This is a genomic window from Streptomyces durhamensis, assembly GCF_000725475.1.
Classification (GTDB): domain Bacteria; phylum Actinomycetota; class Actinomycetes; order Streptomycetales; family Streptomycetaceae; genus Streptomyces; species Streptomyces filipinensis.
The window spans coordinates 242021-269006 of sequence record NZ_JNXR01000002.1; the positions used below are offsets into that span (position 1 = coordinate 242021).

Annotated in this window: 21 protein-coding genes; 8 read left to right on the forward strand and 13 right to left on the reverse strand. The window is 71.8% G+C overall.

Going from position 1 to position 26986, the window contains the following annotated elements:
- Nucleotides 1-27: 27 nt before the first annotated feature.
- The gene (locus IO33_RS0102860; protein ID WP_031159744.1) at nt 28-897 is read right to left on the reverse strand and encodes a DUF4429 domain-containing protein; all 870 of its coding nucleotides are present in this window, start codon (nt 895-897) and stop codon (nt 28-30) included.
- Nucleotides 898-1010: 113 nt separating this feature from the next.
- Between IO33_RS0102860 and IO33_RS0102865 the strand changes: the two genes are divergently transcribed.
- Complete coding sequence (locus IO33_RS0102865; RefSeq protein WP_031159746.1) at nt 1011-2621, forward strand: beta-N-acetylhexosaminidase; 1611 nt, start codon at nt 1011-1013, stop codon at nt 2619-2621.
- Between the two features lie 123 nt (nt 2622-2744).
- On the opposite strand, the gene IO33_RS0102870 is transcribed toward IO33_RS0102865, so the two are convergent.
- The 10 genes from IO33_RS0102870 to IO33_RS0102915 form a co-directional block, all read right to left on the reverse strand.
- The gene (locus tag IO33_RS0102870) at nt 2745-4514 is read right to left on the reverse strand and encodes an IucA/IucC family protein (protein WP_031159749.1); all 1770 of its coding nucleotides are present in this window, start codon (nt 4512-4514) and stop codon (nt 2745-2747) included.
- Nucleotides 4511-5056: a GNAT family N-acetyltransferase gene (locus IO33_RS0102875; protein ID WP_031159751.1), complete on the reverse strand. Its 546-nt coding sequence runs from the start codon at nt 5054-5056 to the stop codon at nt 4511-4513. The genes IO33_RS0102870 and IO33_RS0102875 overlap by 4 nt, the downstream gene beginning before the upstream one ends.
- Nucleotides 5053-6330: a lysine N(6)-hydroxylase/L-ornithine N(5)-oxygenase family protein gene (locus tag IO33_RS0102880; RefSeq protein ID WP_031159753.1), complete on the reverse strand. Its 1278-nt coding sequence runs from the start codon at nt 6328-6330 to the stop codon at nt 5053-5055. Before IO33_RS0102880 ends, IO33_RS0102875 begins: the two co-directional genes overlap by 4 nt.
- The gene (gene desA, locus IO33_RS0102885; RefSeq protein WP_031159755.1) at nt 6314-7756 is read right to left on the reverse strand and encodes a lysine decarboxylase DesA; all 1443 of its coding nucleotides are present in this window, start codon (nt 7754-7756) and stop codon (nt 6314-6316) included. The genes IO33_RS0102880 and desA overlap by 17 nt, the downstream gene beginning before the upstream one ends.
- A gap of 113 nt (nt 7757-7869) precedes the next feature.
- Nucleotides 7870-8724, reverse strand: a complete 855-nt coding sequence (locus IO33_RS0102890; RefSeq protein ID WP_031159758.1) for a siderophore-interacting protein — start codon at nt 8722-8724, stop codon at nt 7870-7872.
- A 51-nt stretch (nt 8725-8775) separates the two neighbouring features.
- Nucleotides 8776-9822: an ABC transporter substrate-binding protein gene (locus tag IO33_RS0102895; RefSeq protein ID WP_031159761.1), complete on the reverse strand. Its 1047-nt coding sequence runs from the start codon at nt 9820-9822 to the stop codon at nt 8776-8778.
- A gap of 158 nt (nt 9823-9980) precedes the next feature.
- Nucleotides 9981-11141 (reverse strand): acyl-CoA dehydrogenase family protein, encoded by a 1161-nt coding sequence (locus tag IO33_RS0102900; RefSeq protein WP_031159763.1) that lies wholly within the window; start codon nt 11139-11141, stop codon nt 9981-9983.
- Between the two features lie 5 nt (nt 11142-11146).
- Nucleotides 11147-12091, reverse strand: coding sequence for a hydroxymethylglutaryl-CoA lyase (locus IO33_RS0102905; RefSeq protein ID WP_031159765.1), 945 nt, complete (start codon nt 12089-12091; stop codon nt 11147-11149).
- Complete coding sequence (locus tag IO33_RS0102910) at nt 12088-14097, reverse strand: acetyl/propionyl/methylcrotonyl-CoA carboxylase subunit alpha (protein WP_031159767.1); 2010 nt, start codon at nt 14095-14097, stop codon at nt 12088-12090. Before IO33_RS0102910 ends, IO33_RS0102905 begins: the two co-directional genes overlap by 4 nt.
- 11 nt (nt 14098-14108) lie before the next feature.
- A complete protein-coding gene (locus IO33_RS0102915; RefSeq protein WP_031159769.1) occupies nt 14109-15725 on the reverse strand; it encodes a carboxyl transferase domain-containing protein in 1617 nt (538 codons plus the stop codon).
- 108 nt (nt 15726-15833) lie between these two features.
- Here IO33_RS0102915 and IO33_RS0102920 point away from each other — a divergent pair, with 108 nt between their 5' ends.
- The 3 genes from IO33_RS0102920 to IO33_RS0102930 all read left to right on the forward strand — a co-directional run bounded on the left by IO33_RS0102920 (nt 15834) and on the right by IO33_RS0102930 (nt 18629).
- Nucleotides 15834-16439 carry an SACE_7040 family transcriptional regulator gene (locus IO33_RS0102920; protein ID WP_031159771.1) on the forward strand — a complete coding sequence of 202 codons (606 nt, stop codon included), beginning with the start codon at nt 15834-15836 and terminating at the stop codon, nt 16437-16439.
- Between the two features lie 121 nt (nt 16440-16560).
- Entirely contained in the window at nt 16561-17718 is a 1158-nt protein-coding gene (locus IO33_RS0102925) for an acyl-CoA dehydrogenase family protein (RefSeq protein WP_031159773.1), read from the forward strand.
- A gap of 35 nt (nt 17719-17753) precedes the next feature.
- Nucleotides 17754-18629, forward strand: coding sequence for an acyl-CoA thioesterase (locus IO33_RS0102930; RefSeq protein WP_031159775.1), 876 nt, complete (start codon nt 17754-17756; stop codon nt 18627-18629).
- Between the two features lie 14 nt (nt 18630-18643).
- On the opposite strand, the gene IO33_RS0102935 is transcribed toward IO33_RS0102930, so the two are convergent.
- Both IO33_RS0102935 and IO33_RS0102940 read right to left on the reverse strand, forming a co-directional pair.
- Nucleotides 18644-19432, reverse strand: a complete 789-nt coding sequence (locus IO33_RS0102935) for a phosphatase (protein ID WP_031159777.1) — start codon at nt 19430-19432, stop codon at nt 18644-18646.
- A 74-nt stretch (nt 19433-19506) separates the two neighbouring features.
- The gene (locus IO33_RS0102940; protein WP_031159779.1) at nt 19507-21087 is read right to left on the reverse strand and encodes a PucR family transcriptional regulator; all 1581 of its coding nucleotides are present in this window, start codon (nt 21085-21087) and stop codon (nt 19507-19509) included.
- 173 nt (nt 21088-21260) lie between these two features.
- Here IO33_RS0102940 and IO33_RS0102945 point away from each other — a divergent pair, with 173 nt between their 5' ends.
- The 4 genes from IO33_RS0102945 to IO33_RS0102960 all read left to right on the forward strand — a co-directional run bounded on the left by IO33_RS0102945 (nt 21261) and on the right by IO33_RS0102960 (nt 26982).
- Nucleotides 21261-22727: a sodium:solute symporter family protein gene (locus tag IO33_RS0102945; protein WP_031159781.1), complete on the forward strand. Its 1467-nt coding sequence runs from the start codon at nt 21261-21263 to the stop codon at nt 22725-22727.
- Between the two features lie 56 nt (nt 22728-22783).
- Nucleotides 22784-23764, forward strand: coding sequence for an agmatinase (speB, locus tag IO33_RS0102950; protein WP_031159783.1), 981 nt, complete (start codon nt 22784-22786; stop codon nt 23762-23764).
- Nucleotides 23761-25500 carry a thiamine pyrophosphate-binding protein gene (locus IO33_RS0102955; RefSeq protein ID WP_051926367.1) on the forward strand — a complete coding sequence of 580 codons (1740 nt, stop codon included), beginning with the start codon at nt 23761-23763 and terminating at the stop codon, nt 25498-25500. The genes speB and IO33_RS0102955 overlap by 4 nt, the downstream gene beginning before the upstream one ends.
- 135 nt (nt 25501-25635) lie before the next feature.
- Complete coding sequence (locus IO33_RS0102960; protein WP_031159785.1) at nt 25636-26982, forward strand: VanZ family protein; 1347 nt, start codon at nt 25636-25638, stop codon at nt 26980-26982.
- The last annotated feature ends 4 nt before the right edge of the window (nt 26983-26986 follow it).

Sequence of the window (26986 nt, forward strand, 5' to 3'; positions counted from 1 at the left end):
CCCGCCGCGGGCGGTCCTCACCCGCGCTCACATGCGTTGGAGGACCGCCTGCTTGGCCAGGGTGAACTCCTCGTCGGTCAGCACCCCGTCGCGGTGCAGCTCGCCCAGCTCGCGCAGGCGGCGCAGCAGGGCGTCGTGGTCGTCCCCGGCGGGCGCCTCGGCGAGCACCGGCGGCTCCTTCGGGGTGTCCGCCGCCGCGGCGGGGTGCGGCAGCCGTGCCTGCACGGCCGCGGCCACCAGGGCCATCAGGGGGTCCTTCTTGAAGCCCCACAGCTCGACCGCGTTCGGGTCGTACTTGGGCGTCGCCGTCGCCGGGGCGCCGCGCACCAGGATCCGCATGTGGCCGTTCTCCAGTCCGGCCGCCGGCTGCCACTCCACGCCGAGGACGTCCGCGAGCGGGATGGTCCGGACGCCGGCCTCGGCCTTGGCGGTCTCGGTCTTCCAGTTCCACTCCAGCCGCACGCGCTCCCCGTCGAAGCTCGCCGTGCCGTCCCCGGCGGAGGCGGACACCGGCAGCGCCGGCCCCGGCAGCAGATAGCCGGCGACCGGATCGGGTGAAACCCCGTCCAGGAGCAGCGCGTTGCGCACCTCGTCGGCGAAGTACTCGGCGACCCCGTACCGGTCGGACTCCACCGCCAGCTGATACGGGTCGTTCGGCTCGGCCAGCCGCCCGCCGGTGGCCTGCGTCAGCGGATCGGCCCCGTCCCGCAGCCGCAGCCTCAGCCGCCCCGCCTTCCGCCCCTGCTCGAAGGAGACACCGGCCAACGCCCCCAGCGGTACGACGAGTTCGCCCAGCTCCCGGCGGAGCAGGCTCACGTTCTTGTCCCGGCCCGGCGTGAGCCGCAGGGCGTCGCCGTCGAAGGTCCAGGTGCCGTCCTTCTGGATGATTTCCGCCATGGAGGGATTGTTTCACCGGATCTGCGGGAGAGTGGTCTCGACCATGTCTGTCGGTGCACACCGGCGACTCGGCCACCCGTGACGGCCGAACCCCCCACCCGAAGGGAGCGCATGTGAGACGGAACCACAGCACGACTCCCCGATCCCCCCGCATCCTCGGATCGCTGCTGCTGCTCGCGGCAGCCGGCGTCCTCACCCTAGGTACGGCACCCGCGGCACCGGCGGCGACGACGGCCGCCCCCACGCCGCTGGACCAGGTGGTCCCGGCGCCCGCCTCCGTCAAGCCCGGCGGGACCCCGTACCGCATCACCCGCACGAGCAGCGTCCGCGTCGACGCATCCGCCGAGGTCCGCCGGATCGGCGCGTATCTTCTCGGCATCCTGCGGCCCTCCACCGGCTATCCGCTGCCCCTCACCGATCACGGCACCGGAGGCATCCGGCTCCACCTCGCGCAGGGCGACTACGGCGCCGAGGGCTACCGCCTGCACAGCGACGCGGGCGGCGTCACCATCACCGCGAGCGCCCCCGCCGGCCTCTTCCACGGCGTCCAGACGCTGCGTCAGCTCCTGCCGCCCGCCGTCGAGGAGGAGGCCGTCCAGCCCGGCCCCTGGGAGGTGGCCGGCGGCACCGTGGAGGACCGCCCCCGCTATTCCTACCGGGGCGCCATGCTGGACGTCTCCCGGCATTTCTTCGGGGTCGCCCAGGTCAAGCGGTACATCGACCAGCTGGCGCTCTACAAGATCAACGAGCTGCACCTGCACCTCAGCGACGACCAGGGCTGGCGCATCGCCGTCGACTCCTGGCCCCGGCTGGCCACCTACGGCGGCTCCACCGAGGTCGGCGGCGGCGCGGGCGGCTACTACACCAAGGCCGACTACCGGGAGATCGTCTCCTACGCCGCCTCCCGCTATCTGGAGGTCGTCCCCGAGATCGACATGCCCGGCCACTCCAACGCGGCCCTCGCCTCGTACGCCGAGCTGAACTGCAACGGCACCGCACCCCCGCTGTACACCGGCACGGAGGTCGGCTTCAGCTCGCTGTGCGTGCCCAAGCAGGTGACGTACGACTTCGTGGACGACGTCGTCCGCGAGCTGGCCGCCCTCACCCCCGGCCGCTACCTCCACATCGGCGGCGACGAGGCGCACTCCACCAGCCACGCCGACTACGTGACCTTCATGGACCGCGTGCAGCCGATCGTCGCCAAGTACGGCAAGACGGTCATCGGCTGGCACCAGCTCACCGGCGCCCACCCGGCTCAGGGCGCCCTCGCCCAGTACTGGGGCCTGGACCGCACCAGCGCGGCCGACAAGGCCCAGGTGGTCAAGGCCGCCCAGAACGGCACCGGTCTGATCCTCTCCCCGGCCGACCGCGTCTACCTCGACATGAAGTACACCAAGGACACCAAGCTGGGCCTGGACTGGGCGGGCCTGGTCGAGGTCGAGCGGTCCTACGACTGGAACCCGGGCGCCTACCTTCCCGGTGCCCCGGACTCGGCCGTCAGGGGCGTGGAGGCACCCCTGTGGTCGGAGACCCTGACGACGTCCGCCGACCTCGACTACATGGCGTTCCCCCGTCTGCCCGGCGCCGCCGAACTGGGCTGGTCCCCGGCGGCCACGCACGACTGGGACACCTACAAGGTACGGCTGGCGGCCCAGGCACCCCGCTGGGACGCCCTGGGCATCACCTACTACAGGTCGCCCCAGGTGCCCTGGCCCACGAACTGACCACAGGCTGGTGGGCCCCCGCAGGACCGTACTCCGGGGTGCCCGCCGGTCCGGGCCTCAGCCGTCGTGCCGCCCGCATGTGCCCGCGATACCCGATGCGCGGGGCATCAAGCCGCTGGGGAGTCAGAACCCGGCGATCGGGTTCTTCAGGGTGCCGATGAGCTGGAGGGCGCCGGAGGGGTCGGTGAGGTCGACCATCTGCTTGTTGTCGCGCAGCTGCAGGCGGTTGAGGCAGGACAGGGCGAACTCGGGGGTGAACATGTCGTACCGGCGGAACCTCTCGGCCAGTTCGGGGTTCGCCGCCTGGTACTCGCGGGTGACCTCCGCGACCGTGCGCCAGAAGGCGTCCTCCTCCAGGATGCCCTCGGTGGCGAGGTGCGCGGCGAGGAAGCGGAAGAAGCAGTCGAAGACGTCCGTGAAGACCGACAGCAGCTTCTGGTCGTCCGGCACCTCGACACGGATCCGCCGGACCTGCGGCGGCAGGACCGCGTCGGGGTCCATCACCGCGATCTCCTCGGCGATGTCCTTGTAGACCGCCCGCTGCACCACCCCGTCCTCCAGCACCAGGATGACGTTCTCGCCGTGCGGCATGAAGGCGAGGTCGTAGGCGTAGAAGCAGTGCAGGAGCGGGGTGTAGTACGCCCGCAGGTACCGGCGCAGCCACTCGGTGGGCGTCAGGCCCGAGCGGGTGACCAGCGCGCCCGCGAAGGAGGCGCCGGCGTGGTCGAGGTGGAGGAGGGAGGCCATGGTGGCGAGGGACTCGCCCTCCCGCAGGCCCGGCACCGGGCTCTCCCGCCACAGCGCGGCCAGCATCTTGCGGTACGGGGAGTAGCGGTCGGTGGCCTGCTCGTACTCCAGATGGCGGTAGCCGACCGCCGCCCGCTCCCGGATGACCGTGAGGCCCGTGGCCTTCAGCACCGGGTCGTTCTCGATCAGCCGGGCCAGCCAGTCGTTGATCGCCGGGGTCGCCTCCATGTAGGCGGCCGACAGCCCCCGCATGAAGCCCATGTTGAGGACGGACAGGGCGGTCTTCACATAGTGCTTCTCCGGGTGGGAGGCGTTGAAGAAGGTCCGGATGGACTGCTGGGCCAGGTACTCGTCCCCGCCCTCGCCGAGGCAGACCAGGTGCCGGCGGGCCACCTCGGCGGCGAAGGTGACGGAGAGCTTGTTCCACCACTGCCAGGGATGGACGGGGATGAGGAGGTAGTCGGCGGGGTCGAGGCCCTGGCCGGTGAGCCGGTCGTGGAACCGGTCGACCGTCTCCGCCCCCAGCTCCTGCCGGATGAAGTCCTCGTACACGATCCCGACGCCCGCCGTGAACGCGGCCCGCGAACGGTGCGCGGCCAGCCACACCAGCCGGACCGGGCTCGCGGTCTCGGGGGCGTAGGAGAGGTACTCGTGGATGCCGAACCCGAGCCGGCCGTTGTTCGCGACGAAGCAGGGGTGGCCCTCGGTCATCCCGGTCTCGATCGCCTGGAAGCCGCTGTCCGCCAGCTCCGCGGAGGTGGTGCGGGGCTTGGTGAGCTTGTAGCAGGTACCGGAGAGGGTGGAGGAGATCTCCTCCAGGTACACCGGCAGGACCTCGTCGCTCAGCCCCAGGGAGTCCTTCAGCTCGATGAAGAAGTCCAGTGCGTCCAAGGGGAGTTCACCGCCGTCGCGGTGCCGGGTGAGGGACTCGGCGTCCACCTGCCAGTGGTCGAGGGCGCGCCGGACGGCGGAGAAGCGGTAGGAGGTCAGGCCGTCGTCACTGCGGACGACGTACTCCTCACCCTCCTGTTCGGGCGTGATCAGGCGCTCGTGCGCGAACTCGGCGAGTGCCTTGCGGATCAGCAGGCGGTTGGCGGTCGCCCAGCGGTCCGGGGAGAGGTGGGCCACGGCGTCGGCGAGGGTCATGCGGCCACTCCCGTCGCGGCGGTGAACCGCTCACGCGTGCAGAAGCTCAGCAGTGCCTTCTTCTCCGGCTTCTGGATCTCCCGCTCGGGCAGGAACCCGACGGCCTCGTTCAGGGCGTGCACGGCCTTGTTGCGCACGTCCGGCTCGACCACGACCCGCCGCACCGCGGGGTCCTCGAAGAGGTGGGCCATCACGGCGGTGATGACCGACCGGGTGAACCCGTGCACGGGCGTGGCGGTCGGCGGGGTGAGGAAGTGCATGCCGATGTCTCCCGGCCGGGCCTCGTACAGGCCGGTCAGCTCCCGGTGCGCGGGGTCGTACTTCTCCATCAGGAAGACCGGCTCCCCGTCCCGCAGGCCGAGCAGGGCGTGGTGGTGCTCGTCCGCCGCGATCTCCATGTAGGCGCGCTCGACGTCCTCCGGTCCGGCGTCCTGCATCATCCAGAAGGAGGCCTTGGGGTGGGTGACCCAGGAGTGCAGGAGGCCGCCGTCCTCCAGCGGGTCGACGGCACGGAAGGTGAAGGTCGTGTTCGTGTCGTTCATGCGGCGAACTCCTGGAAGGCGATGCTCTTCTCGACCGGGTAGTACTCCGTCCCGAGCAGCTCGCGGATGATGTACGCGTTCCGGTAGGCGCCCATCCCCAGGTCGGGGCTGGTGATGCTGTGGGTGTGGACGCCGGCGTTCTGCAGGAAGACGCCCCGGCCGGTGACGTCGACGGCGTAGTTGCGGGCGATGTCGAAGTTGCCCCGGGAGTCGTAGCGCAGCCGGTCCCTGACGGGCTTGAGGAAGTCCGGCTCGGTGTACCGGTAGCCGGTGGCGAGGATCAGGCCCTCGCTGGTCAGCTCGTAGTCCTTCTCCTGCTCCTCCTGGCGGAAGGAGAGCGTGTACGTGCCGTCCGCGTACCGTGCGCCGTTCAGCGAGGAGTTGGTGAGCAGGCGGGTGGGGACCGGGCCGGCGAGGTTCTTCTGGTAGAGGAGGTCGAAGATGTCGTTGATCAGGTCGCCGTCGATGCCCTTGAACAGGCCTTTCTGCTCGGCGGTCAGCCGGTAGCGGGTGGCCTCGGGCAGCTCGCGGTAGTAGTCGACGTACTCCGGGGAGGTCATCTCCAGCGTGAGCTTGGTGTATTCGAGGGGGAAGAAGCGCGCGGAGCGGGTGACCCAGTTCAGCTGGTAGCCGTGGACGTCGATCTCACCGAGCAGGTCGTAGTAGATCTCGGCCGCCGACTGGCCGCTGCCGACCAGCGTGATCGACTTCTTGCGCTGCAGCTCCGCCCTGTGGTGCACATAGCGGGAGTTGTGGAGGAAGTCGCCGCCCAGACCCCGGCAGGCGTCCGGGATGTGCGGCGGGGTGCCGGTGCCGAGGACCAGGTGGCGGGCGCGGTAGGTGTCACCGGCCGCGGTGCGGACGACGTACAGCTCGTCCTCGTACGTCACCTCGGTGACCGTCGTGCCGAACCGGACGCTGCTCAGCTTGCCCGCCGCCCAGCGGCAGTAGTCGTCGTACTCCACCCGCAGCGGATAGAAGTTCTCGCGGATGTAGAACGAGTAGAGTCTGCCCTTCTCCTTCAGGTAGTTGAGGAAGGAGTACGGGGAGGTCGGGTCGGCCAGGGTGACCAGGTCCGACATGAACGGGGTCTGCAGGTGGGCGCCGTCCAGGAACATCCCGGCGTGCCACTCGAAGTCCGGTTTGGCGTCCAGGAAGACGCCGTCCAGGCCGGCGATCGGTTCGGTCAGGCAGGCGAGGCCGAGGTTGAAGGGGCCGAGCCCGATCCCCACGAAGTCGTAGGTCGTGTGCGGGGTTTCAGGACGCGCGGTCAAGGGACTCTCCCAGGTACTGCTCGGCGTGGCCGGCGATCAGGTCGAGGACGGCGGCGATGTCGCCCGTCGTGGTCTCGGGGTTGAGCAGGGTGAACTTCAGGTAGTGGCGGCCGCCGACCTTGGTGCCCGCGACCACGGCCTCGCCGGAGGCGAACAGGGCCTTGCGGGCGTAGAGGTTGGCGCGGTCGATCTCGGCCGGGTCGGTGACGGCCGCCGGGATGTAGCGGAAGACGAGGGTGGACAGGGCGGGTTCGACGACGACGTGGTAGCGGGGGTCGGCGGCGAGCAGCTTCCAGCCCTCGGCCGCCAGGTCGCAGACCTCGTCGAAGAGCTGCCCGATACCGTCGGCGCCCATCACCCGCAGGGTCAGCCACAGTTTGAGGGCGTCGAAGCGGCGGGTGGTCTGCAGGGACTTGTCGACCTGGTTGGGGATACGTTCCTGCACCATGCGTCGCGGGTTGAGGTACTCCGCGTGGTAGGTGGCGTGCCGCAGGGTGGCCGCGTCCCTCACCAGGACGGCGGAGGAGCTCACCGGCTGGAAGAAGGACTTGTGGTAGTCGACGGTGACCGAGTCGGCGCGCTCGATGCCGTCGATGCGTTGCCGGTACTTCAGGGAGGCGAGCAGCCCGCAGCCGTAGGCCGCGTCGACGTGCATCCACGCGCCGTACTGGGCGCACAGTCCGGCGATCTCCGGGAGCGGGTCGATGGAGCCGAAGTCGGTGGTGCCGGCGGTGGCGACGACGGCCATGGGGGTCAGGCCGTCGCGCCGGCAGCGCTCCAGCTCGTGGGCGAGGGCGACGGTCTGCAGGCGCTTCTCGTGGTCGACGGGGACGGGGACGACGGCCTCCTGTCCCAGCCCGAGCAGTCTGGCGGCCTTCTGCACGCTGAAGTGGCCGGCTTCGGAGGCGAAGACGCGCAGGGTGGCGGGGTCTTCGCTCTTGGCCTCCTCGCGGGCGAGGAGCAGGGCCTGGAGGTTGGACTGGGTGCCGCCGGAGGTGAACACGCCGTCCGCGGCGGGCCCGAGGCCGATCCGCCGGGCCGTCCAGTCGACGAGCTTGCGCTCGATCAGGGTGCCGCCGGCCGACTGGTCCCAGGTGTCCAGCGAGGAGTTGACCGCCGAGAGCACGGCCTCGCCGAGCACGGCCGGGATGACGACGGGGCAGTTCAGGTGGGCGAGGTAGCGGGGGTGGTGGAAGTAGACCGCGTCGCGGAGGTAGACGTCCTCCAGCTCGTCCAGGACGGCGGCGGTGTCGCCGAGCGGGCGGTCCAGGTCGATGGCGTCGACGCGGGGGGCGAGGGCGTCCACGGTGACGCCGGTGAACGGACGGTCGGTGGTGGCGAGTTTGGCCGCCACCCGCTCGACTCCATCGGTCACGGAGCTTCGGTAGTGCTCCGCGGTGAGGCCATTGAGCAGGTGCGAGCGCATGTGGGGGTCCTCCGAGGGGACAGTCCGTGCGGGGTTTAAGCTTAGGTTAGCCTAACCTAACTTCCCTGGATCAAGACATGGGTGACCCGTGACCGGCGTCACTCCAGGGGGAGTTACTCGGCGGCCCGCAACTGTTCCTCGGTCATCCCCTGCCGCCAGTACCCGACGAAGGTCACCCGCCGCCGGTCCACCCCGCACTCGCCGACGAAATACCGCCGCAGCGCCTTCACCTGCCCCGACTCCCCGGCGATCCACACGTACGGCCGCTCGGTGGCGGGGAGTCGGGCGGCCCGTACGGCATCGACGGCCGTGGGGGACCCGTCGTGCCGTACGAGCCACGTGATCTCCGCGTCCGCCTGCGTGCGCACGTCCTGGATGTCACCGGCGTGCGGCACCTCCAGCCAGGTCCGGACGCGGGTGCCGGCGGGCAGGGACTCCAGGATCGCGGTCGCGGCCGGTACGGCGGTCTCGTCGCCCCACAGTACGACGAGGTCGGTGTCCTCGGGCGGGCGGAAGCGGATCGCCCGGTTGTCGGCGACGGCCGGACCGAGCAGCAGGACCCGGTCGCCGGCACCGGCCCGGGAGGCCCAGCGGGAGGCGGGGCCGGCGGGCGTGCAGGCGCCGGGCCCGACGCCGTGCAGCGCGAAGTCGATGTCGATCTCGGCCGTCTGCCCCAGGGGGTCGCGGCGCAGAGCCCGGAGGGTGTACGAGCGCATGACCGCCCGTATGCCGTCCGGGAGTTCACGCCACGCCTGCCACCAGTCGTCGCCCAGCTCCAGGGGCACGACGGGCTCCGGCTGGCCCGGGTGCGGCAGGAACAGGGACAGGGACTGGTCCCGCCCGTCGGAGTGGAAGGCGTGCAGATCGGCTCCGCCGAAGGTCACGCGCACCAGAGACGGCCCCAGCCGCCTCGTCCGGACGACCTGCAGGGAGAAGAAGCGGAACGGGGCGGCTACGGCCGTCGTCATGGGTGGCTCCTGAGGGTGGGGTTCAGGGCTGTGTCAGGGGTGGCCCGGAGGTCAGCTGACCTTCTTCGCCTTCTCCAGGGCCTCGGCCAGACCGGTGAGCAGCGGCACGCACTTGTCGTACGACAGGATCGGCTCGGGCGAGCGGGCGATGACCTGCCCCGCCTTCACCGCGGGCAGCTTCTTCCAGGTCGCCTTGCTGATGTCGGCCGGCTGGATGGTCGAGGACCGGTCGTCCATCATGATGATGTCGGCCGGGTACTTGTCGACGTTCTCCCAGCTCAGCGACTCGTACCAGCCGCCGCCCTGCTTCTTGGCGCTCTCCGGCGGCTCCACGAAGTTCACGCCGAGGGCCTTGAAGTACTCCAGGTCCACGGAGAGGTCGGTGCCCGAGACGTAGAACAGCTGGTCGCTCGCGCTGCCGGCCATCACCTTGATGCCGGGCTTGGCCTTGGCGGCGGCGCGCAGCCGGGCGGCGGCGGCCTCGAACCGCTTCTTGGCGTCGGTCACCTTGGCGGCCCTCATGTCGGCGCCGAGCGACTCGGCCAGGCTCCACATGCGCTGCAGCGACTGGGTGAGCTGACGGTCGTAGACGGAGATGCCGACGCTGGGGGCCAGTTGGGCGATCTTCTTCTTCGACTCCTCGGGGACGTACCAGAGCGTGCCGGCGCCGTCGAACATCGTGGAGACCAGCACGTCGGGCGCGAGCGAGGCGTACTTCTCGATGCTGAACTGGCCCCAGGTGTTGCCGAGGACCGTCACCTTGCTGACGTCCATGTCGCCGGCCTGGACGTCGGGCTTGCCGTCCTTGGTCGTCGTCGGGCCGAAGACGCCCTTGACCTGGATGCCGTAGTCGTGGAGTGCCGCGCCGACACCGGTGAAGGCGACGATGTTCGCGGGGACCCTGTCGAGCTTCACGGTCGTGCCGCGGTCGTCCTTGAAGGACCAGGGGCCGGACCTGGCGGCCTGCGTCCCGCTGCCCGGGCCGGTGTCTTCGCCCTTGCCGTCCCCGCAGGCGGTGAGCGCGGCGCCGAGTGCGAGGACGCCGCCCGCGGCGAGGATGCCGCGGCGATTCATGTGCGGGGCAGGGGCGTTGGACATGGCTCGGCTGCTTTCGGAACAGGGCGGGGCGACCCACCGGACTGGTTCGAAGGTCAGGTTAGCCTAACCTCACTCGATGTCCAGGGGGTCGGTGCCCGTACCGTCTCGGCGGCGAGGGTGACGCCAGGCGCCCCGCCCGCAGGGGCGCCCCGCGGGCCTCAGCCCGCCAGCCCCAGTTCCCGCGCGATCAGCATCCGCTGGACCTCGCTCGTGCCCTCGCCGATCTCCAGGATCTTGGAGTCGCGCCACATGCGGGCCACCGGGTACTCGTTCATGAAGCCGTAGCCGCCGTGGATCTGTGTGGCGTCGCGGGCGTTGTCGACGGCGACCGTGGAGGAGTGGAGCTTGGCCAGCGCCGCCTCCTTCTTGAAGGGCTCGCCCGCGACCAAACGGCTGGCCGCGTCCCGCCAGGCCAGGCGGGCCGTGTGCGCCTTCATCTCCATGTCGGCGATCTTGAACTGGATGGCCTGGTTGGCGCCGATCGGCCTGCCGAAGGCGTGGCGTTCCTTCGCGTACTTCACCGACTCGTCCACACAGCCCTGCGCCAGGCCCGTGGCGAGCGCCGCGATGGCGATGCGGCCCTCGTCCAGGATGCGCAGGAACTGGGCGTAGCCCCGGCCCTCCTCGCCCAGGAGGTTGGCGGCGGGGACGCGGACGTCGGCGAACGACAGCTCACGGGTGTCGGAGGCGTTCCAGCCGACCTTCGAGTAGGGCGCGGCGACCGTGAAGCCCGGCGTGCCGGACGGGACGATGATCGAGGAGATCCGCGGCTTGCCGTCCGGCTTGCGGCCGGTCACCGCGGTGACCGTCACCAGACCCGTGATGTCCGTGCCGGAGTTGGTGATGAAGCACTTCGTGCCGTTGATCACCCACTCGTTCGTGTCCGGGTCCAGGCGGGCCGTCGTACGGGTCGCGCCCGCGTCGCTGCCGCCGTCCGGCTCGGTCAGACCGAACGCGCCCAGGATCTCGCCCGCGCACAGGCGGGGCAGCCACTCGCGCTTCTGCTCGTCCGTGCCGAAGAGGTGCAGCGGCATGGCGCCCAGCGACACCCCCGCCTCCAGGGTGATCGCCACCGAGGAGTCCACCCGGGCCAGTTCCTCCAGGGCGATGCCGAGGGCCAGGTAGTCGCCGCCCATGCCGCCGTACTCCTCCGGGAACGGCAGCCCGAACAGGCCCATGCGGCCCATCTCGCGGACGATCTCGTAGGGGAACTCGTGTCGCTCGTAGAAGTCGCCGATCTTCGGCGCCACCACGTCGTGCGCGAACTCCTCCACCGTACGGCGGAGTTCCTCCAGCTCAGGGCTGAGACGGTGGTCCATGCTGATCACTGGTCCTTGTGGGAGAGAGCGCGGACGGTGCGGGACGGGCTGGGCCGGTCCAGATGGGCGGCCATCCACACGCTGGTGGCGGTGAGACGGCCGAGGTCGACCCCGGTCTGGATGCCGAGGCCGTGCAGCATCCAGACGAGGTCCTCGGTGGCGAGGTTGCCGGTGGCGGACTTGGCGTACGGGCAGCCGCCGAGTCCGCCGGCCGAGGAGTCGACCGTGGTCACCCCGTGCTCCAGGGCCGCATAGGTGTTGGCGAGCGCCTGGCCGTAGGTGTCGTGGAAGTGCACGCCGAGCATGTTGGTCGGCACGCCCTCCTCATTGAGCAGGTTGAGCAGTTCGAGCACATGGCCGGGGGTGGCCACGCCGATCGTGTCGCCGAGGCTCAGCTCGTCGCAGCCCATGTCCCGCAGGGCCTTGCAGACACGGGCCACCTGGTGCAGGGGGACCGCGCCCTCCCAGGGGTCGCCGAAGCACATGGACACATAGCCGCGCACGTGCACGTCCCGGTCCTTCGCCTGCCGCACCACCGGCTCGAACACGGCCAGCGACTCGTCCAGCGTGCGGTTGAGGTTGGCCTTCGCGAAGGACTCGGTGGCGCTGGCGAAGACGGCGATCCGGTCGGCGCCGAGCGCCAGCGCCCGGTCCAGCCCGCGCTGGTTGGGCACCAGGACGGGCAGCGCCACCCCCGGCAGGTCGCCGACCATCGGGAACAGCTGCTCGGCGTCGGCCAGTTGGGGCACCCACTTGGGGTGCACGAAGCTGGTCGCCTCGATGGTCGTCAGGCCCGCGCCGGCGAGCCGGCGGATGAACTCCGCCTTGATCTCGGCCGGTACGGTCCTCTTCTCGTTCTGCAGCCCGTCGCGCGCGCCGACCTCGTAGATCCGCACCCGTGCGGGCAGATCGGCGGCCGGCACGACCATGGGGAGTCCGTCGGCGGTCACTGGGCCACCCCTTCCTCGGCGTGTGGTGCGATCACGGCGAGCACCTGGTCCATGGCGACCGTGGTGCCCGGGGCCACGTCCAGCTCGGCGACCGTGCCCGCGTGCGGGGCGGAGATGACGTGCTCCATCTTCATCGCCTCCACCACCAGCAGGCTCTGGCCTGCCGTGACGTCGTCACCGACGGCCACCTTGACCACCGTGACCGTGCCGGGCATCGGCGCGGTCAGCGAGTCCGCGCCCGCGTGCCCGGACCGGGTGAGGGACGCGGCGACCGGGTCGTGGTCGCGCACGTGCCAGGCGTCGCCGTCCCGGCCCAGCCAGGAGCCGTCCGGCCCGGCCGCGAAGGTGTGGGAGACGCCGTCCAGCAGGAAGCCGAACCGGTGTGCGGCGCCGGGCCGCGGGGGCACGCCCCCGGACGCCCGCAGCGGCATGTCCGCCCCGGGCAGCAGCAGTTCCGTGGCGCCGTCCGGCGTGCTGCGCACCCGCACGGTCACCGGCTCGTGCCCCGGCACCTGCAGGTGGTGCGGCGTCCAGGCCCGGTCACCGCCCAGCCGCCAGCCGTCCGCGGCCGCGAACGGGTCCGTCCAGCCCGAGCCGCCGGCGGGCGCGAGCGCGGCCTGCCGCAGCAGCGCCGCGGCCGCGTAGACCTCCGCCGGCACCCCGTCCGGTACCAGCCCGTCCACCTCGCGCTCCACCAGCCCCGTGTCCAGCTCGCCCGCCACGACCGCCGGATGGGCCAGCAGCCGCCGCAGGAAGCCCGCGTTGGTCTGCACGCCCAGCGTGACCGTCTGGGCGAGGGCCGCCCGGAGCTTCCTGAGCGCGGTCGCCCGGTCGGGGCCGTAGGCGATCACCTTGGACAGCATCGGGTCGTACAGGCTGCCCACCTCGGTGCCCTCGCTGAGCCCGGAGTCGGTGCGCACGCCGTCGCCCCGCGGCTCGTCCAGCAGCAGGACCGTGCCGCCGGAGGGGAGGAAGCCGCGGGCGGGGTCCTCGGCGCAGATCCGGGCCTCGACGGCGTGCCCGGTCAGCGTCACGTCCTCCTGGGCGAAGCCCAGCCGCTCCCCGGCCGCCACCCGCAGCTGCCACTCCACCAGGTCCAGCCCGGTGATCAGCTCGGTGACCGGGTGCTCCACCTGGAGGCGGGTGTTCATCTCCATGAAGTAGTACGAGGACGGGTCCCCGCCCGGCACGATGAACTCCACCGTGCCCGCGCCCCGGTACCCGCACGAGCGCGCCGCCTGCACCGCCGCCTCGCCCATCGACGCGCGCGTCGCCTCGTCGAGGAGCACGCTCGGCGCCTCCTCGATGATCTTCTGGTGGCGCCGCTGGAGGGAGCACTCGCGCTCGCCGAGATGGACGACGTTGCCGTGCCCGTCGGCCAGCACCTGGATCTCGATGTGCCGGGGCCGGTCGACCCACCGCTCCACGAGCAGCGTGTCGTCGCCGAAGGAGGCGCGGGCCTCGCGGCGGGCGGCGGCGATCTCCTCCTCCAGCACGGTCATGTCCCGCACCAGCCGCATGCCCTTGCCGCCGCCGCCGGCGGAGGGCTTGAGCAGCACGGGCGCGCCCAGTGCGCGGGCCGCCTCGGCGAGGTCGGGGTCCCGGCCGCCCGGCACCACCGGCACCCCGGCCGCCTGCACCGTCTCCTTGGCGCGGATCTTGTCGCCCATGAGCGCGATCGCGTCCGCGGACGGGCCGACGAAGACCAGCCCCGCCTCCTCGCACGCCCGCGCGAAGCCCGCGTTCTCGGCCAGGAAGCCGTACCCGGGGTGGACGGCCTGCGCACCCGTGCGGGCGGCGGCCTCCAGGAGGCGGTCGACGGACAGATAGCTCTCGGCCGCGGGCGCCGGCCCGATCCGTACGGCCGTGTCGGCCTCCCGGACGTGCCGCGCGTCGGCGTCGGCGTCGGAGAAGACCGCCACCGAGCGCACGCCCAGCGAGCGGAGCGTACGGATGACACGTACGGCGATCTCGCCCCGGTTGGCGACCAGCACTGTGTCGAACACGGTTCCCCTCCTCACATCCGGAAGACGCCGAACTGGGGCTCTCCCAGTGGCGCGTTGGCACAGGCCGTCAGGGCGAGTCCGAGCACCTGACGGGTTTCGAGCGGGTCGATCACGCCGTCGTCCCAGAGGCGGGCGGTGGCGTAGTAGGCGTTGCCCTGGCGCTCGTACTGCGCGCGGATCGGCGCCTTGAAGGCCTCCTCGTCCCCGTCCGGCCAGTTCTCGCCGCGCGCTTCCAGCTGGTCGCGCTTGACCGTGGCGAGGACGGACGCGGCCTGCTCGCCGCCCATGACGGAGATCTTGGCGTTGGGCCACATCCACAGGAAGCGGGGCGAGTAGGCCCGGCCGCACATCGAGTAGTTGCCCGCGCCGTACGACCCGCCGACGACGACCGTCAGCTTGGGCACGCGCGTACAGGCGACCGCCGTGACCATCTTGGCGCCGTGCTTGGCGATACCGCCCGCCTCGTAGTCCTTGCCGACCATGAACCCGGAGATGTTCTGCAGGAACACCAGCGGGATCCCGCGCTGGTCGCACAGCTCGATGAAGTGGGCGCCCTTCTGGGCGGACTCGGAGAAGAGGATGCCGTTGTTGGCGACGATGCCGACCGGGTGGCCGTGGATCCGGGCGAAGCCGGTGATCAGGGTCTGCCCGAACTCGCTCTTGAACTCGGCGAACCGCGAGCCGTCGACCACGCGCGCGATGATCTCGCGGACGTCGTAGGGGGTGCGGGAGTCGACCGGGACGGCGCCGTAGAGCCCGTACGGGTCGGCCTTGGGGTCGGTGACGGGCGTGACCTCCCAGGGCAGGGACCGCCGGGCCGGGAGCGTGGCGACGATGTTCCGGACGATCCGGAGGGCGTGCGCGTCGTCCTCGGCGAGATGGTCGGTGACCCCGGAGACCCGGGAGTGCACCTCGCCGCCGCCCAGCTCCTCCGCCGTGACGACCTCGCCGGTGGCCGCCTTCACGAGCGGCGGCCCGCCGAGGAAGATCGTGCCCTGGCCACGGACGATCACGGCCTCGTCGCTCATCGCCGGGACGTAGGCGCCGCCGGCGGTGCACGAGCCGAGAACGGCCGCGATCTGCGGGATCCCGGCGCCGGACATCCGGGCCTGGTTGTAGAAGATCCGTCCGAAGTGGTCCCGGTCGGGGAAGACCTCGTCCTGCATCGGCAGGAACGCGCCACCGGAGTCGACCAGGTACACACACGGCAGCCGGTTGTCGAGGGCCACCTCCTGGGCACGCAGGTGCTTCTTCACGGTCATCGGGTAGTACGTGCCGCCCTTGACCGTGGCGTCGTTCGCGACGATCACGCACTCGCGTCCGCTGACCCGCCCGATCCCGGCGATCACCCCGGCCGCCGGGGCCTGCCCGTCGTACATCCCGTCGGCCGCGAGGGGCGCCAGCTCCAGGAACGGCGACCCCGGGTCGAGCAGCGTGTCCACCCTGTCCCTCGGCAGCAGCTTGCCGCGCGCGGTGTGCCGCGCCCGCGCCTTCTCGCCGCCGCCGAGGGCCGCCGCGGCCAGCTTGGCGCGCAGTTCGCCGACGAGCGCGAGATGGGCTTTCTCATTGGCCCGCCAGGCCTCCGACGCGGGATCTGCCGCGCTCCGGAGCTCCGGTGCCTCCTGCATCCTGCGGTCCCCTCACCCGGTGATCGAACCCGTGATTCCGCTGTTAATGAGCGTTAACCATTTCCTTCAGGTTAACGACCGCTAACCTCGCTGTCTAGAATTGCCTGCATGGTCACCAGAACCGACGCCCCCACCCGCCGCGAGCAGATCCTCAAGGAGGCCGCCCGGCTCTTCGCCGAGCGTGGCTTCCACGGCGTCGGTGTCGACGAGATAGGTGCCGCGGTCGGCATCAGCGGTCCCGGTCTGTACCGGCACTTCCCGGGCAAGGACGCGATGCTCGCCGAGCTGCTGGTGGGCATCAGCGGCCAGCTGCTGACGGGGGCCAAGCGGCGTCTGGCGGAGGCGGACGGCCGAACGGGCGCCTCCGCGGTCCTCGACTCCCTGATCGAGGGCCACATCGACTTCGCCCTGGACGACCGTCCTCTGATCACCCTGCACGACCGCGAGCTGGACCGCCTGCGCGACAGCGACCGCAAGCTGGTGCGCCAGCTCCAGCGGCAGTACGTCGAGCTGTGGGTGGAGGTCGTGCGGGAGGTCTATCCGGGACTGTCCGAGCCGTCGGCCCGCTCGGCCGTCCACTCGGTCTTCGGCCTGCTGAACTCCACCCCGCACCTGGGCCGCGCGGGGACGCTGCCCGGGCGGGGCGCCATGGCGGCGCTGCTGCACCGCATGGCCCGGGGGGCGTTCGGGGCGGCGGGGGTCACCGAGGGCTGACGGGCGCGCCGGGTCCGCCGCCCCGTCCCGGGCGGGTGGCACAGCTCACCCTGGACGCATCGCCGTACTCGCCGGTATCTTCGATTCTGAGCAAGCGCTTAGACAGGTGGAGGTGGGCGGCGTGCGCCGTACGGTGTTCAACGAGGATCACGAGGCTTTCCGGGAGACCCTGCGCGCCTTCATCGAGGCCGAGGTCGTCCCCGTCTACGACGAGTGGTTCGCCGCCGGCCAGGCGCCGCGCGACTTCTACTACAAGCTCGGTGAGCTGGGCATCTTCGGCATCAACGTGCCGGAGGAGTTCGGCGGCGCCGGCCTGGACAGCCACAAGTTCGAGGCCGTCCTCTACGAGGAGACCGCCCGTGCCGGCGTGCAGTTCGGCGGCTCCGGCGTCCACGTGCTGCTCGCCCTGCCGTACATCAAGATGCTCGCCACCGACGAGCAGAAGAAGCGCTACCTGCCGAAGTTCGTCAGCGGCGAGGAGATGTGGGCCATCGCGATGACGGAGCCGGGCACCGGCTCCGACCTCGCGGGCATGAAGTCCACCGCCAAGCTGAGCGAGGACGGCACCCACTACGTCCTCAACGGTGCCAAGACCTTCATCACCGGCGGCGTCCACGCCGACAAGGTGATCGTCTGTGCCCGCACCGCCGCGCCCACCGCCGAGGACCGCCGCCACGGCATCTCCCTGTTCGCCGTGGACACCAAGTCCGAGGGCTACTCCGTCGGCCGCAAGCTGGACAAGCTCGGCCTGAAGACCTCCGACACCGCCGAGCTGGCGTTCGTCGACGTCAAGGTCCCGGTCGAGGACCTGCTCGGCGAGGAGAACAAGGGCTTCTACTACCTCGGCCACAACCTGGCCTCCGAGCGCTGGGGCATCGCCTTCGGCGCCTACGCGCAGGCCAAGGCCGCCGTCCGGTTCGCCAAGCAGTACGTGCAGGAGCGCACCGTCTTCGGCAAGCCGGTCGCCCACTTCCAGAACACGAAGTTCGAGCTGGCCGCCTGCCAGGCCGAGGTGGACGCGGCCGAGGCCGTCGCCGACCGCGCCACGGAGGCCCTGGACGCCGGTGAGCTGACCCCCGCCGAGGCCGCCTCCGCCAAGCTGTTCTGCACCGAGGTCGCCCACCGCGTCATCGACCGCTGCCTCCAGCTGCACGGCGGCTACGGCTACATGAACGAGTACCCGATCGCCCGCCTGTACGCGGACAACCGCGTCAACCGCATCTACGGCGGCACCAGCGAGATCATGAAGTCGATCATCGCCAAGGACATGGGTCTGTAAGGTCCCCGCAATCACTGGCCGGTACAACTGACGCCATGAGCCAGGCACTCCAGGATCTCCTCGATCTGCTCGACCTGGAGCAGATCGAGGAGAACATCTTCCGCGGCCAGTCCCGCTCCGCCGTCGTACCCCGTGTCTTCGGCGGGCAGGTCGCCGCGCAGGCGCTGGTCGCCGCCGGGCGGACGGTCCCCGCGGACCGGCCCGCCCACTCGCTGCACGCGTACTTCCTGCGCCCCGGCGACCCCGGCGCGCCGATCGTCTACACCGTCGACCGCATCCGCGACGGCCGGTCCTTCACCACCCGCCGCGTGGTCGCCGTCCAGCACGGCAAGCCGATCTTCCACCTCTCGGCGTCCTTCCAGACGTACGAGGAGGGTCTGGAGCACCAGGCGCCCATGCCCGCCTCGCCCGACCCGGCGACGCTGCCGACCTCGCAGGAGCGGCTGCGCGGCTACGGCCACCTCGCCCCCGAGGTCGTCGAGAGGTTCCTGGAGGCCCGCGAGGCGATCGACCTCAGGTACGTGGACGAGCCGCCGTACGGGCAGTTCGGCGAGCCGCGCGAGCCGCACAGCCAGGTGTGGTTCCGGGCCAACGGCAAGCTGGGCGGTGCTGTCGACGAACCGCTGCTGCACGTCGTCCTCGCCACCTACGTCTCCGACATGACCCTGCTCGACTCGGTGCTGCTCGCGCACGGCCGGGGCGGCTGGGCCGTGGGAGATGTCGTGGGCGCCTCCCTGGACCACGCGATGTGGTTCCACCGGCCCTTCCGCGCCGACGAATGGCTGCTGTACGACCAGGAGTCGCCGTCCGCGCACGGCGGCCGCGGCCTGGGCCAGGCCCGTATCTACACGCAGGACGGCCGGCTCGCCATCACGGTCATCCAGGAGGGCGTGGTCCGCGTCCCGCGCTGAGCCCGCCGCCGGCGTTACGCCAGCCCCGCCTCGGCCAGCAGATACGCCGTCAGGGGATCGTAGTGACGCGGGCTGACCACATGGTCGTCGAGCGGCACGACGACCTGCAGGGTGCCCTCGGACTCGGCGAGGAACAGCGCCGGGTCGTTGGAGTCGGCGTACCCGACCGAGTCCAGGCCGTGCTGTCCGGCGTACCCCGCCCAGCCGTGGTCCGCGACCACCAGGTCCGGCAGCGGGCGCCCCTCGCGCTCAAGTCCCGTCAGGATGGCCCGCATCGGCTCCCCGGAGTGGGTGTGCCACAGCGTCGCCCCGTGCTCCAGCACCGCCACGTCCGCGAACTGCATGACGTACCCCTCGTCCGTCTGCAGCCCGTCCGGGATGACCACGATCTCGCAGCCGGCGGCGCGCAGCGCGCCGGCCGTGGCCCGGTGCACGTCCAGCAGGCCACCCGGGTGACCGGTCGCGAACAGCACCCGCTGCCGCCCCTCGGCCGCCTTGCGCAGCCGCCCCGCCATCCGCTCCAGCGCGTCCACCGTCAGCTCGGGGTCGATGGTGTCCTGCCCGTACCGGTACTCGGGGTCGTCGCTGACGCCGACTCTCTCCGCCATCACAGCGAGCACGTCCTGCTCGTCCGTCCAGCGGTCGCCCAGTTCCAGGCCGAGCCAGAAGTTCCGGACCCCGTTGGCGAGCTGGCGGTAGTGGGAGAGGTTGTTCTCGCGGGGCGTGGCGACGTCCCCCGCGATACGGGTCCTCACCAGGTGGTCGACGAGCTGGGCGCGGCTGGGTGTCCCGGATATCGGCATGCCTCCCATTGTGAGGCAGCGCGCTGCGGGCGTCCTCGGCATATCGCCCGCTGGGACGCGGCTCACTCGCCGGGTCAGCCGTGCCGCAGGGCGAACCACAACTCCATGCGCACGTCCGGGTCGTCCAGGTCGGCGTCCAACAGGGCGGCGCAGCGGGCGATCCGCTGCCGCACGGTGTTGCGGTGCACGTCCAGCGCCACCGCCGTACGGTCCCAACTGCCGTGCAGGGACAGCCAGTTGCGCAGCGTCTCGGTGAGTTCGGGCCGGCCGGCGAGCGGGGCGAGCAGCGCGCGGGCGTGTGCCTCGGCGTCCGCCCGCGGCACCAGGTCCTCCCACCCCGGCCGGGCGCCGTGCCGGACCAGCGGGCTGCGGGTGGCGCGGGCCCGGGCGAGGGCACGGGCCGCCTGGGCGTCGGCGGCCGCCCACTCGCGCGGCTCCGCGGCGGCGCTCACCCCGAGCGTCCAGCCGTCCTGCGGCCCCGGTGCCCGCCCGCCCGGCACCAGCACCCGTACGACGTCATGGGCGAGGTCCACCAGCGGCGACCCCAGGGCGGCGCCGAGCGCGGAGGCGGCGACGGCGTCCGGGAGCTGCCCCTCGGGCCGCCCGTGCACCACGGTCCAACGGCCCTCTCCCAGCAGTGGCGCGACCGCCTCCGGCGCGGCACCGAGCAGCAGCCGCACCAGCGCCGAGGACCGCCCCGCCCCGGCGCCGCTGTGGTGCTTGCCGGTCAGCAGCGACAGCAGCACCGCGGCGACGGAGGCGATGGTGTGGTCACCGGGCTCGCGCCGCGGCGCGGCCACCCCGAGGACGAACCCGTCGCCGGCGCCGAGGGCGTAGACGGCGAGGTGCGCGGAGCCGGCGGTGTCGGTGGCGGAGGTGGGCCGCGGGCGGGCGGGGGCCGACGGGGGAGCGGGGGCCTGGTCCGTGCCGGAAGGGTGCGGTCCCGCCGCGGCCGCCCGGTCCGCTTCGGGCGGCGGGGCGTCGGTGGGGCGGACCACCGTCGCCAGGCCGGCCAGTGCGCGGCGCACCTCCTCGGCAGGTTCGCGGCCCGCGGACGCGAGGGCGGTGCCGTCGGGGCCGTAGAGCACCGCGTGGGCAAGGAGGTGCTGGGCCAGGCGGCGCAGCACCGACGGCACCGGGTCCGGGCGCGCGGCGGCCGAGGAGAGGCTCTGCTGGGCCTCCGTGACGTGGCGCAGTTCGGCCAGGCGGGCCTGGGCCATCAGCTGCCACACCGCGCGGGCCACCCCGGAGAAGGTGGTCTGGGGCGGGACCTCCAGCAGCGGCAGCCCATGGCGTTCGCAGGCGGCGACCAGGGCGGGCGGGACCGTGTCGTGCACCGGGGCCAGACCGAAGCCGAGGGCCGCGCCGCCCGCCGCCACGATGCGCGCGACGTAGTCGTCGAAGTAGGTGCTCGACCCCGCCGCCTCCGGGATGTGTACCCCGGCCGTGAGCAGCAGCTCGCCGCCCAGCAGATACGGGTACAGATCGGCCATCTCCGAGGTGTGCGCCCAGTGGATCACGATCGAGGGGTCCTGCGGGCCCGCGATCTGCCGCAGCGCCAGGTCCTCGCGGGCCAACAGGGCCGAGAGCGGGACGGGTGGGGTCGGTGGGACCGCTGGGGTGATCGTTTCCGGCATGGTGTGCGTTCCCTCCATCCGGTCCCGCTTCTATGGATGAAACGTACACTTCGCAGTCGCTTTCGGGCCACCTAGTGTCAACACCGAACGGCAGCCGCGGGTACGGGCGGATGTCCCCGCGATCCGCTGCCGTCACACCCCCACGTCTCTGCACGACACGCCACCGACAGTGCGCGAAGGAGGGCCGCCTCATGGCCGTCGACTACACAGTGATCGTCGTCTATCTCGCCGGCATGCTGGCCATGGGCTGGTGGGGCATGCGCCGCGCCAGGTCGAAGAGCGACTTCCTGGTGGCCGGCCGCCGCCTGGGACCCGCCATGTACTCCGGCACCATGGCGGCGATCGTCCTCGGCGGCGCCTCCACCATCGGCGGCGTGGGACTCGGCTACCGGTACGGCCTCTCCGGCGCGTGGATGGTCTTCACCATCGGCCTCGGCCTGCTCGCCCTGTCCGTGTTCTTCTCCGCCCGTATCGCCCGCCTGAAGGTCTACACCGTCTCCGAGATGCTGGACCTGCGCTACGGCGGCCGGGCCGGCGTGATCTCCGGCGTGGTCATGTGGGCGTACACCCTCATGCTCGCGGTGACGTCCACCATCGCCTACGCCACGATCTTCGACGTCCTCTTCGACCTGAACCGGACCGTCGCGATCATCCTCGGCGGTTCGATCGTCGTCGCCTACTCCACCCTCGGCGGCATGTGGTCCATCACCCTGACCGACATGGTCCAGTTCGTGGTGAAGACCATCGGCGTGCTGCTCCTGCTGCTGCCCATCGCGGTCGTCAAGGCGGGCGGCTTCGGCGCGATGAGGGCCAAGCTGCCGACCTCGTACTTCGACCCGCTGGGCATCGGCGGCGAGACGATCTTCACCTACGTCCTGATCTACACCTTCGGCATGCTCATCGGCCAGGACATCTGGCAGCGCGTGTTCACCGCCCGCAGCGACAGGACCGCCAAGTGGGGCGGCACGGTGGCCGGGACCTACTGCCTGGCCTACGCCCTCGCCGGCGCGGTGATCGGCACGGCCGCCAAGGTGCTCTACCCCAAGCTCGGCAGCCCGGACGACGCCTTCGCCACCATCGTCAAGGACGAGCTGCCCATCGGCGTGCGCGGCCTGGTGCTGGCCGCCGCCCTGGCCGCCGTGATGTCCACCTCCTCCGGCGCCCTGATCGCCTGCGCCACGGTCGCCAACAACGACATCTGGTCGCGGCTGCGGGGGCTCGCCAAGCGCTCGGAGCCGTCCGCGGAACACGACGAGGTCGCCGGCAACCGGGCGTTCATCCTGGTCATGGGTGTGGCGGTGATCGGTACGGCGATCGCGCTGAACAACGTGGTCGAGGCGCTGACCGTCGCGTACAACCTGCTGGTCGGCGGCCTGCTCGTGCCCATCCTCGGCGGCCTGCTGTGGAAGCGCGGCACCGTCCAGGGTGCCCTCGCCTCGGTGACCGTCGGCGGCCTCTCCGTGATCGGCCTCATGGCCGGCTACGGCATCCTCGCCAACGAGCCGGTCTACTACGGCCTGCTCGCCTCCCTCGCCGCCTACGTCGTCGTCTCCCTGGCGACGCGGCCCACCGACGAGTCCGTCCTCGCCGTCTGGCGCGAGCGCCTGGCCGGACGGTCCCCCGAACTCGCGTCCGAACCGGTCCCGGCTCACCAGTAGAGTCATAGGGAAAGCAGTACATGCGCGATGAAGCGCAAGAAAGAAGGCATTTCACCATGAGCAGCAACGAGACGCCCCGCGGCCCCGTCGACTCCTCCCGCATCCCGCGGTACGCCGGACCCGCGACCTTCGCCCGGCTTCCCCGCCTGGACGAGGTCGGCACCGCCGACGTCGCCGTCGTGGGCGTGCCGTTCGACTCCGGCGTCTCGTACCGGCCGGGCGCCCGCTTCGGCGGCAACGCCATCCGCGAGGCGTCCCGGCTCCTGCGCCCCTACAACCCGGCCCAGGACGCCTCCCCCTTCGCCCTGGCGCAGGTCGCCGACGGCGGCGACATCGCGGTGAACCCGTTCAACATCAACGAGGCCGTCGAGACGATCGAGGCGGCCGCGGACGAGCTGCTCGGCACCGGCGCCCGCCTGATGACCCTGGGCGGCGACCACACGATCGCCCTCCCGCTGCTGCGCTCGATGGCGAAGAAGCACGGCCCGGTCGCCCTGCTCCACTTCGACGCGCACCTGGACACCTGGGACACCTACTTCGGGGCCGAGTACACCCACGGCACCCCGTTCCGCCGGGCGGTGGAGGAGGGCATCCTCGACACCTCCGCCCTGTCCCACGTCGGCACCCGCGGCCCGCTGTACGGCAAGCAGGACCTCACCGACGACGAGAAGATGGGCTTCGGCATCGTCACCTCGGCCGACATCTACCGCCGGGGCGCCGACGAGGTCGCCGACCAGCTGCGCCAGCGCATCGGCGACCGCCCGCTGTACATCTCCATCGACATCGACTGCCTCGACCCGGCCCACGCGCCCGGCACCGGCACCCCCGAGGCCGGCGGCATGACCTCCCGCGAGCTGCTGGAGATCCTGCGCGGCCTGGCGTCCTGCAACCTGGTCTCGGCCGACGTCGTCGAGGTCGCCCCCGCGTACGACCACGCCGAGATCACCTCGGTGGCGGCCTCGCACACGGCCTACGAACTCACCACCATCATGAGCCGCCAGATCGCGGCGGCCCGGAAGGACTCCGAAGCCAAGTGACGCACGACCACGACCTGGTACTCCGGCCGACCGACCAGCAGACGGCGGCGGCGCTGAATCCCCCTCCCGGCCGCAACGGCGGAGACCTGGTCGTGGAAACGCTGGCCGGGCTCGGCGCGACGACCGTCTTCGGCCTGCCCGGCCAGCACGCCCTCGGCATGTTCGACGCCCTGCGCCGCTCGTCCCTGCGCTACGTCGGCCTGCGGGTGGAGAACAACGCGGGCTTCGCGGCGGACGCGTACGGCAGGGTCACCGGCGAGGCGGCCCCGCTGCTGCTCTCCACCGGCCCCGGCGCCCTGACCTCGCTCGCCGCGCTCCAGGAGGCCGCCGCCGCCTCCGCGCCCGTGCTGGCGATCAGCAGCCAGGTCCCGACGGCGGGGCTGGGCGGGGGCCGCCGCGGCTACCTCCACGAACTCCCCGACCAGGCCGGCTCGTTCCGGGGCGTGGTCAAGTCCGTCCACACGGTCCGCACCCAGTCCCAGATCCCCTCCGCGATCGCGGCGGCCTGGAAGTCGGCGCTGACGGCACCGCACGGTCCGGTGTGGGTGGAGATCCCGCAGGACGTGCTGCTGGCCGAGGCGTCGCTGCCCGTGGTGACCGCCATGGACGCGACCCCGGACGAGCTGGTCCCGCGGCCCGAACTGACGGCGGTCGCCGCCCACCTGCTGTCGAACGCGGCCCGTCCGGCGATCATCGCGGGCGGCGGAGTCGTACGGTCCGACGCCCCCGGCAAGCTGCTGCAACTCGCCGAGAAGCTGCAGGCACCGGTCGTGACCACCTTCGGCGGCAAGGGGGCGTTTCCCTGGGAGCACCCGCTGTCCATGCAGTCCTGGCTGGAGGACCGCCACACCACGGACTTCCTGGAGGACGCGGACGTCCTGCTGGTGGTCGGCTCGGGCCTCGGCGAACTGTCCTCCAACTACCACACGTTCAAGCCCCGCGGCCGGGTGATCCAGATCGAGGCGGACGCCGGCAAGCTGGAGTCGAACCACCCCGCCCTGGGCATCCACGCGGACGCGCGACTGGCCCTCCAGGCGCTGCTGGAGACGGTGACCGACCGGAGCGACGCATCGGCGCCGGGGCGGGTGCGGGAGCTTCTCGCGAAGGTCGCCGACCGTATCGCCTCCCAGGAACTCACCCTGGAACAGGACGTGTTGGCGTCCGTCCGCCGCGCCCTGCCAGCCGACTCCCCGTCCTTCTGGGACATGACGATCCTGGCGTACTGGGCCTGGTCGGCCTTCGACCCCCGGGGCACGAACACCATGCACTCGGCCCAGGGCGCCGGCGGCCTCGGCTACGGCTTCCCGGCCGCGCTGGGCGCGGCGGCGGCCGACCCGGACCGCCCGGTGCTGGCGGTGTCGGGCGACGGCGGCGCGCTGTACTCGATCGCGGAACTGGCGACGGCCGCTCAGTACGGCCTTCCGGTCACCTGGCTCATCGTCGACGACGGCGGCTACGGCATCCTCCGCGAGTACATGACGGACGCCTTCGGCCAGGCGACGGCGACGGAGCTGACCCGCCCGGACTACGTGGCCCTGGCCGAGTCCTTCGGCGTCCCCGGGGTCCGTACGACGCCGGAGACCCTGGAGGAGGACCTGGCGAAGGCGCTCGCCACGCCGGGCCCGTCGGTGGTCGTCCTCCCGGCGGTGCTGCGGATGTTCGCCCCGACGCACCTCGCGGAGCCGGACGCCGGACGGACGTCCCCGGGCACGGCGAACCGGGGGCACACGGCCTGAAACCGGGAGGCGGTCGCGGGCGTCCTCTGAAGTGATCATGCTTCCGGGGCCCTGACCAGGCCGCCGGAGCCGCACCGCCTCCGGCAGCAGTGGGGTGGTGTGCCGGGGGATGGCATCGGGGGATGGGGCACACGCGTGTTCGACGCTGTTTTCGGGGACGACATCGGCTTCCTGGCCTGGCTCACGGCCGTCGCGATGGTCGCGGGCGCCCTCGCGTGGTGGCTCGCACGCCGGCGCCGGGCCGCTCGTCCGGGCTGGTGGGCACCGCTGGCGTTCTGCCTCACCGGTGTCCTCGGGGTCACCCTCGCACTGCGCGGCGGCGAGGCGGGACGCGCCGAGTGCGTGATCAACCACGAGATCACCGAGCCCTTCTTCACCACGCAGGGCCTGTGGAACCTGGCGATGTTCGTGCCGCTCGGCCTGTTCGGCGTGCTCGCGCTGCGGCGCCCGCTGCCCGTGCTCGCCGGCGTCCTGGCCCTGCCCTGCCTCATCGAACTCGCCCAGGCGCTCGCCCCGTTCACGAGCGGCGCCTGCGACAGCGCCGACGTGGAGATGAACGCCGGCGGCGGCGTCGTCGGCGTGGCCGCGGGGCTCGTGTGGTCGCGCGGGAGGGTCGCGTGGCGGGCCTGGGCCGCGCCCACCGTGGCCGTGACGGCCGTCCTCGCGGTGCTCGGGGCGGTCGTCTGCGGTACCGCGGTCACCCTGGACCACGTGGACGGCTCCACCGTGCGGGACGCACACGGCGACGAGCGCGCGGCGGCCGAGCGGGCCGTACGCCAGGCCTTCGGCGACCGCTACCGCGTCGGTGCCGTCACGGTCAGGCCCGGCCTCGACGGCTACAACGGCTCGATGTCGATCCAGTTCGCGGGCGGATTCCCCGCCGAGCTGATGTGGCCCGGCGGACGCCGGCTGACCGTGGACTTCGAAAGCACCGGACACCCGAAGGAGGCGGCCTTCGCGGTGCCGGGCGCGGCAACGCCTCGCAGCACCGCGGACGCCTACCGCATCGCCCGTACCTACATGCGCGCCCACTACCCCTGGGCCGGCTCGGCGCCCTGGCACACCACGCGCGCGGTCCACGACAGCGCCGGCTCCGGCTGGGTCACGTCCTGGCGGTTCAAGGAGCGCGGCGCGGAGATGCCCCGCAGCCTCGACGTCCGCCTCGACCGGGCCGGACGTGTCCACGGGCTGATGGTCGACCTCGGCCCCGCGCACGTGACCCTGCCCGCCGACCTGATCCCGGCACGACGGGCCGAGGAGATCATCCGCGCGGACCAGAAGAAGGGGCGCACCGACACCACCGGGCTGCGCGTCCACGCGGGTGCGCTCACCACCGAGCGCACCAAGGGCGACAAGGGCCCTTGGCGCGCGGTGTGGTCGGTGGTCGTCACGGACACCGGGTGCAGGCCCGACGCGGACGGCACCACCTGCGAGCCGGTCACCATGGTGGTGGACGCGGCGACCGGGGAGATCGTGGGCTGAGCCC

What these genes read in the sequence shown, in the direction of transcription:
- IO33_RS0102940 (WP_031159779.1), bottom strand. Translation starts at nt 21,087, where the DNA reads ATGGAGGGAACGCACACCATGCCGGAAACGATCACCCCAGCGGTCCCA.
- IO33_RS0102915 (WP_031159769.1), bottom strand. Translation starts at nt 15,725, where the DNA reads ATGCAGGAGGCACCGGAGCTCCGGAGCGCGGCAGATCCCGCGTCGGAG.
- speB (WP_031159783.1), top strand. Translation starts at nt 22,784, where the DNA reads ATGAGCAGCAACGAGACGCCCCGCGGCCCCGTCGACTCCTCCCGCATC.
- desA (WP_031159755.1), bottom strand. Translation starts at nt 7,756, where the DNA reads ATGCGCTCGCACCTGCTCAATGGCCTCACCGCGGAGCACTACCGAAGC.
- IO33_RS0102945 (WP_031159781.1), top strand. Translation starts at nt 21,261, where the DNA reads ATGGCCGTCGACTACACAGTGATCGTCGTCTATCTCGCCGGCATGCTG.
- IO33_RS0102920 (WP_031159771.1), top strand. Translation starts at nt 15,834, where the DNA reads ATGGTCACCAGAACCGACGCCCCCACCCGCCGCGAGCAGATCCTCAAG.
- IO33_RS0102930 (WP_031159775.1), top strand. Translation starts at nt 17,754, where the DNA reads ATGAGCCAGGCACTCCAGGATCTCCTCGATCTGCTCGACCTGGAGCAG.
- IO33_RS0102860 (WP_031159744.1), bottom strand. Translation starts at nt 897, where the DNA reads ATGGCGGAAATCATCCAGAAGGACGGCACCTGGACCTTCGACGGCGAC.
- IO33_RS0102870 (WP_031159749.1), bottom strand. Translation starts at nt 4,514, where the DNA reads ATGACCCTCGCCGACGCCGTGGCCCACCTCTCCCCGGACCGCTGGGCG.
- IO33_RS0102935 (WP_031159777.1), bottom strand. Translation starts at nt 19,432, where the DNA reads ATGCCGATATCCGGGACACCCAGCCGCGCCCAGCTCGTCGACCACCTG.
- IO33_RS0102875 (WP_031159751.1), bottom strand. Translation starts at nt 5,056, where the DNA reads ATGAACGACACGAACACGACCTTCACCTTCCGTGCCGTCGACCCGCTG.
- IO33_RS0102895 (WP_031159761.1), bottom strand. Translation starts at nt 9,822, where the DNA reads ATGTCCAACGCCCCTGCCCCGCACATGAATCGCCGCGGCATCCTCGCC.
- IO33_RS0102890 (WP_031159758.1), bottom strand. Translation starts at nt 8,724, where the DNA reads ATGACGACGGCCGTAGCCGCCCCGTTCCGCTTCTTCTCCCTGCAGGTC.
- IO33_RS0102900 (WP_031159763.1), bottom strand. Translation starts at nt 11,141, where the DNA reads ATGGACCACCGTCTCAGCCCTGAGCTGGAGGAACTCCGCCGTACGGTG.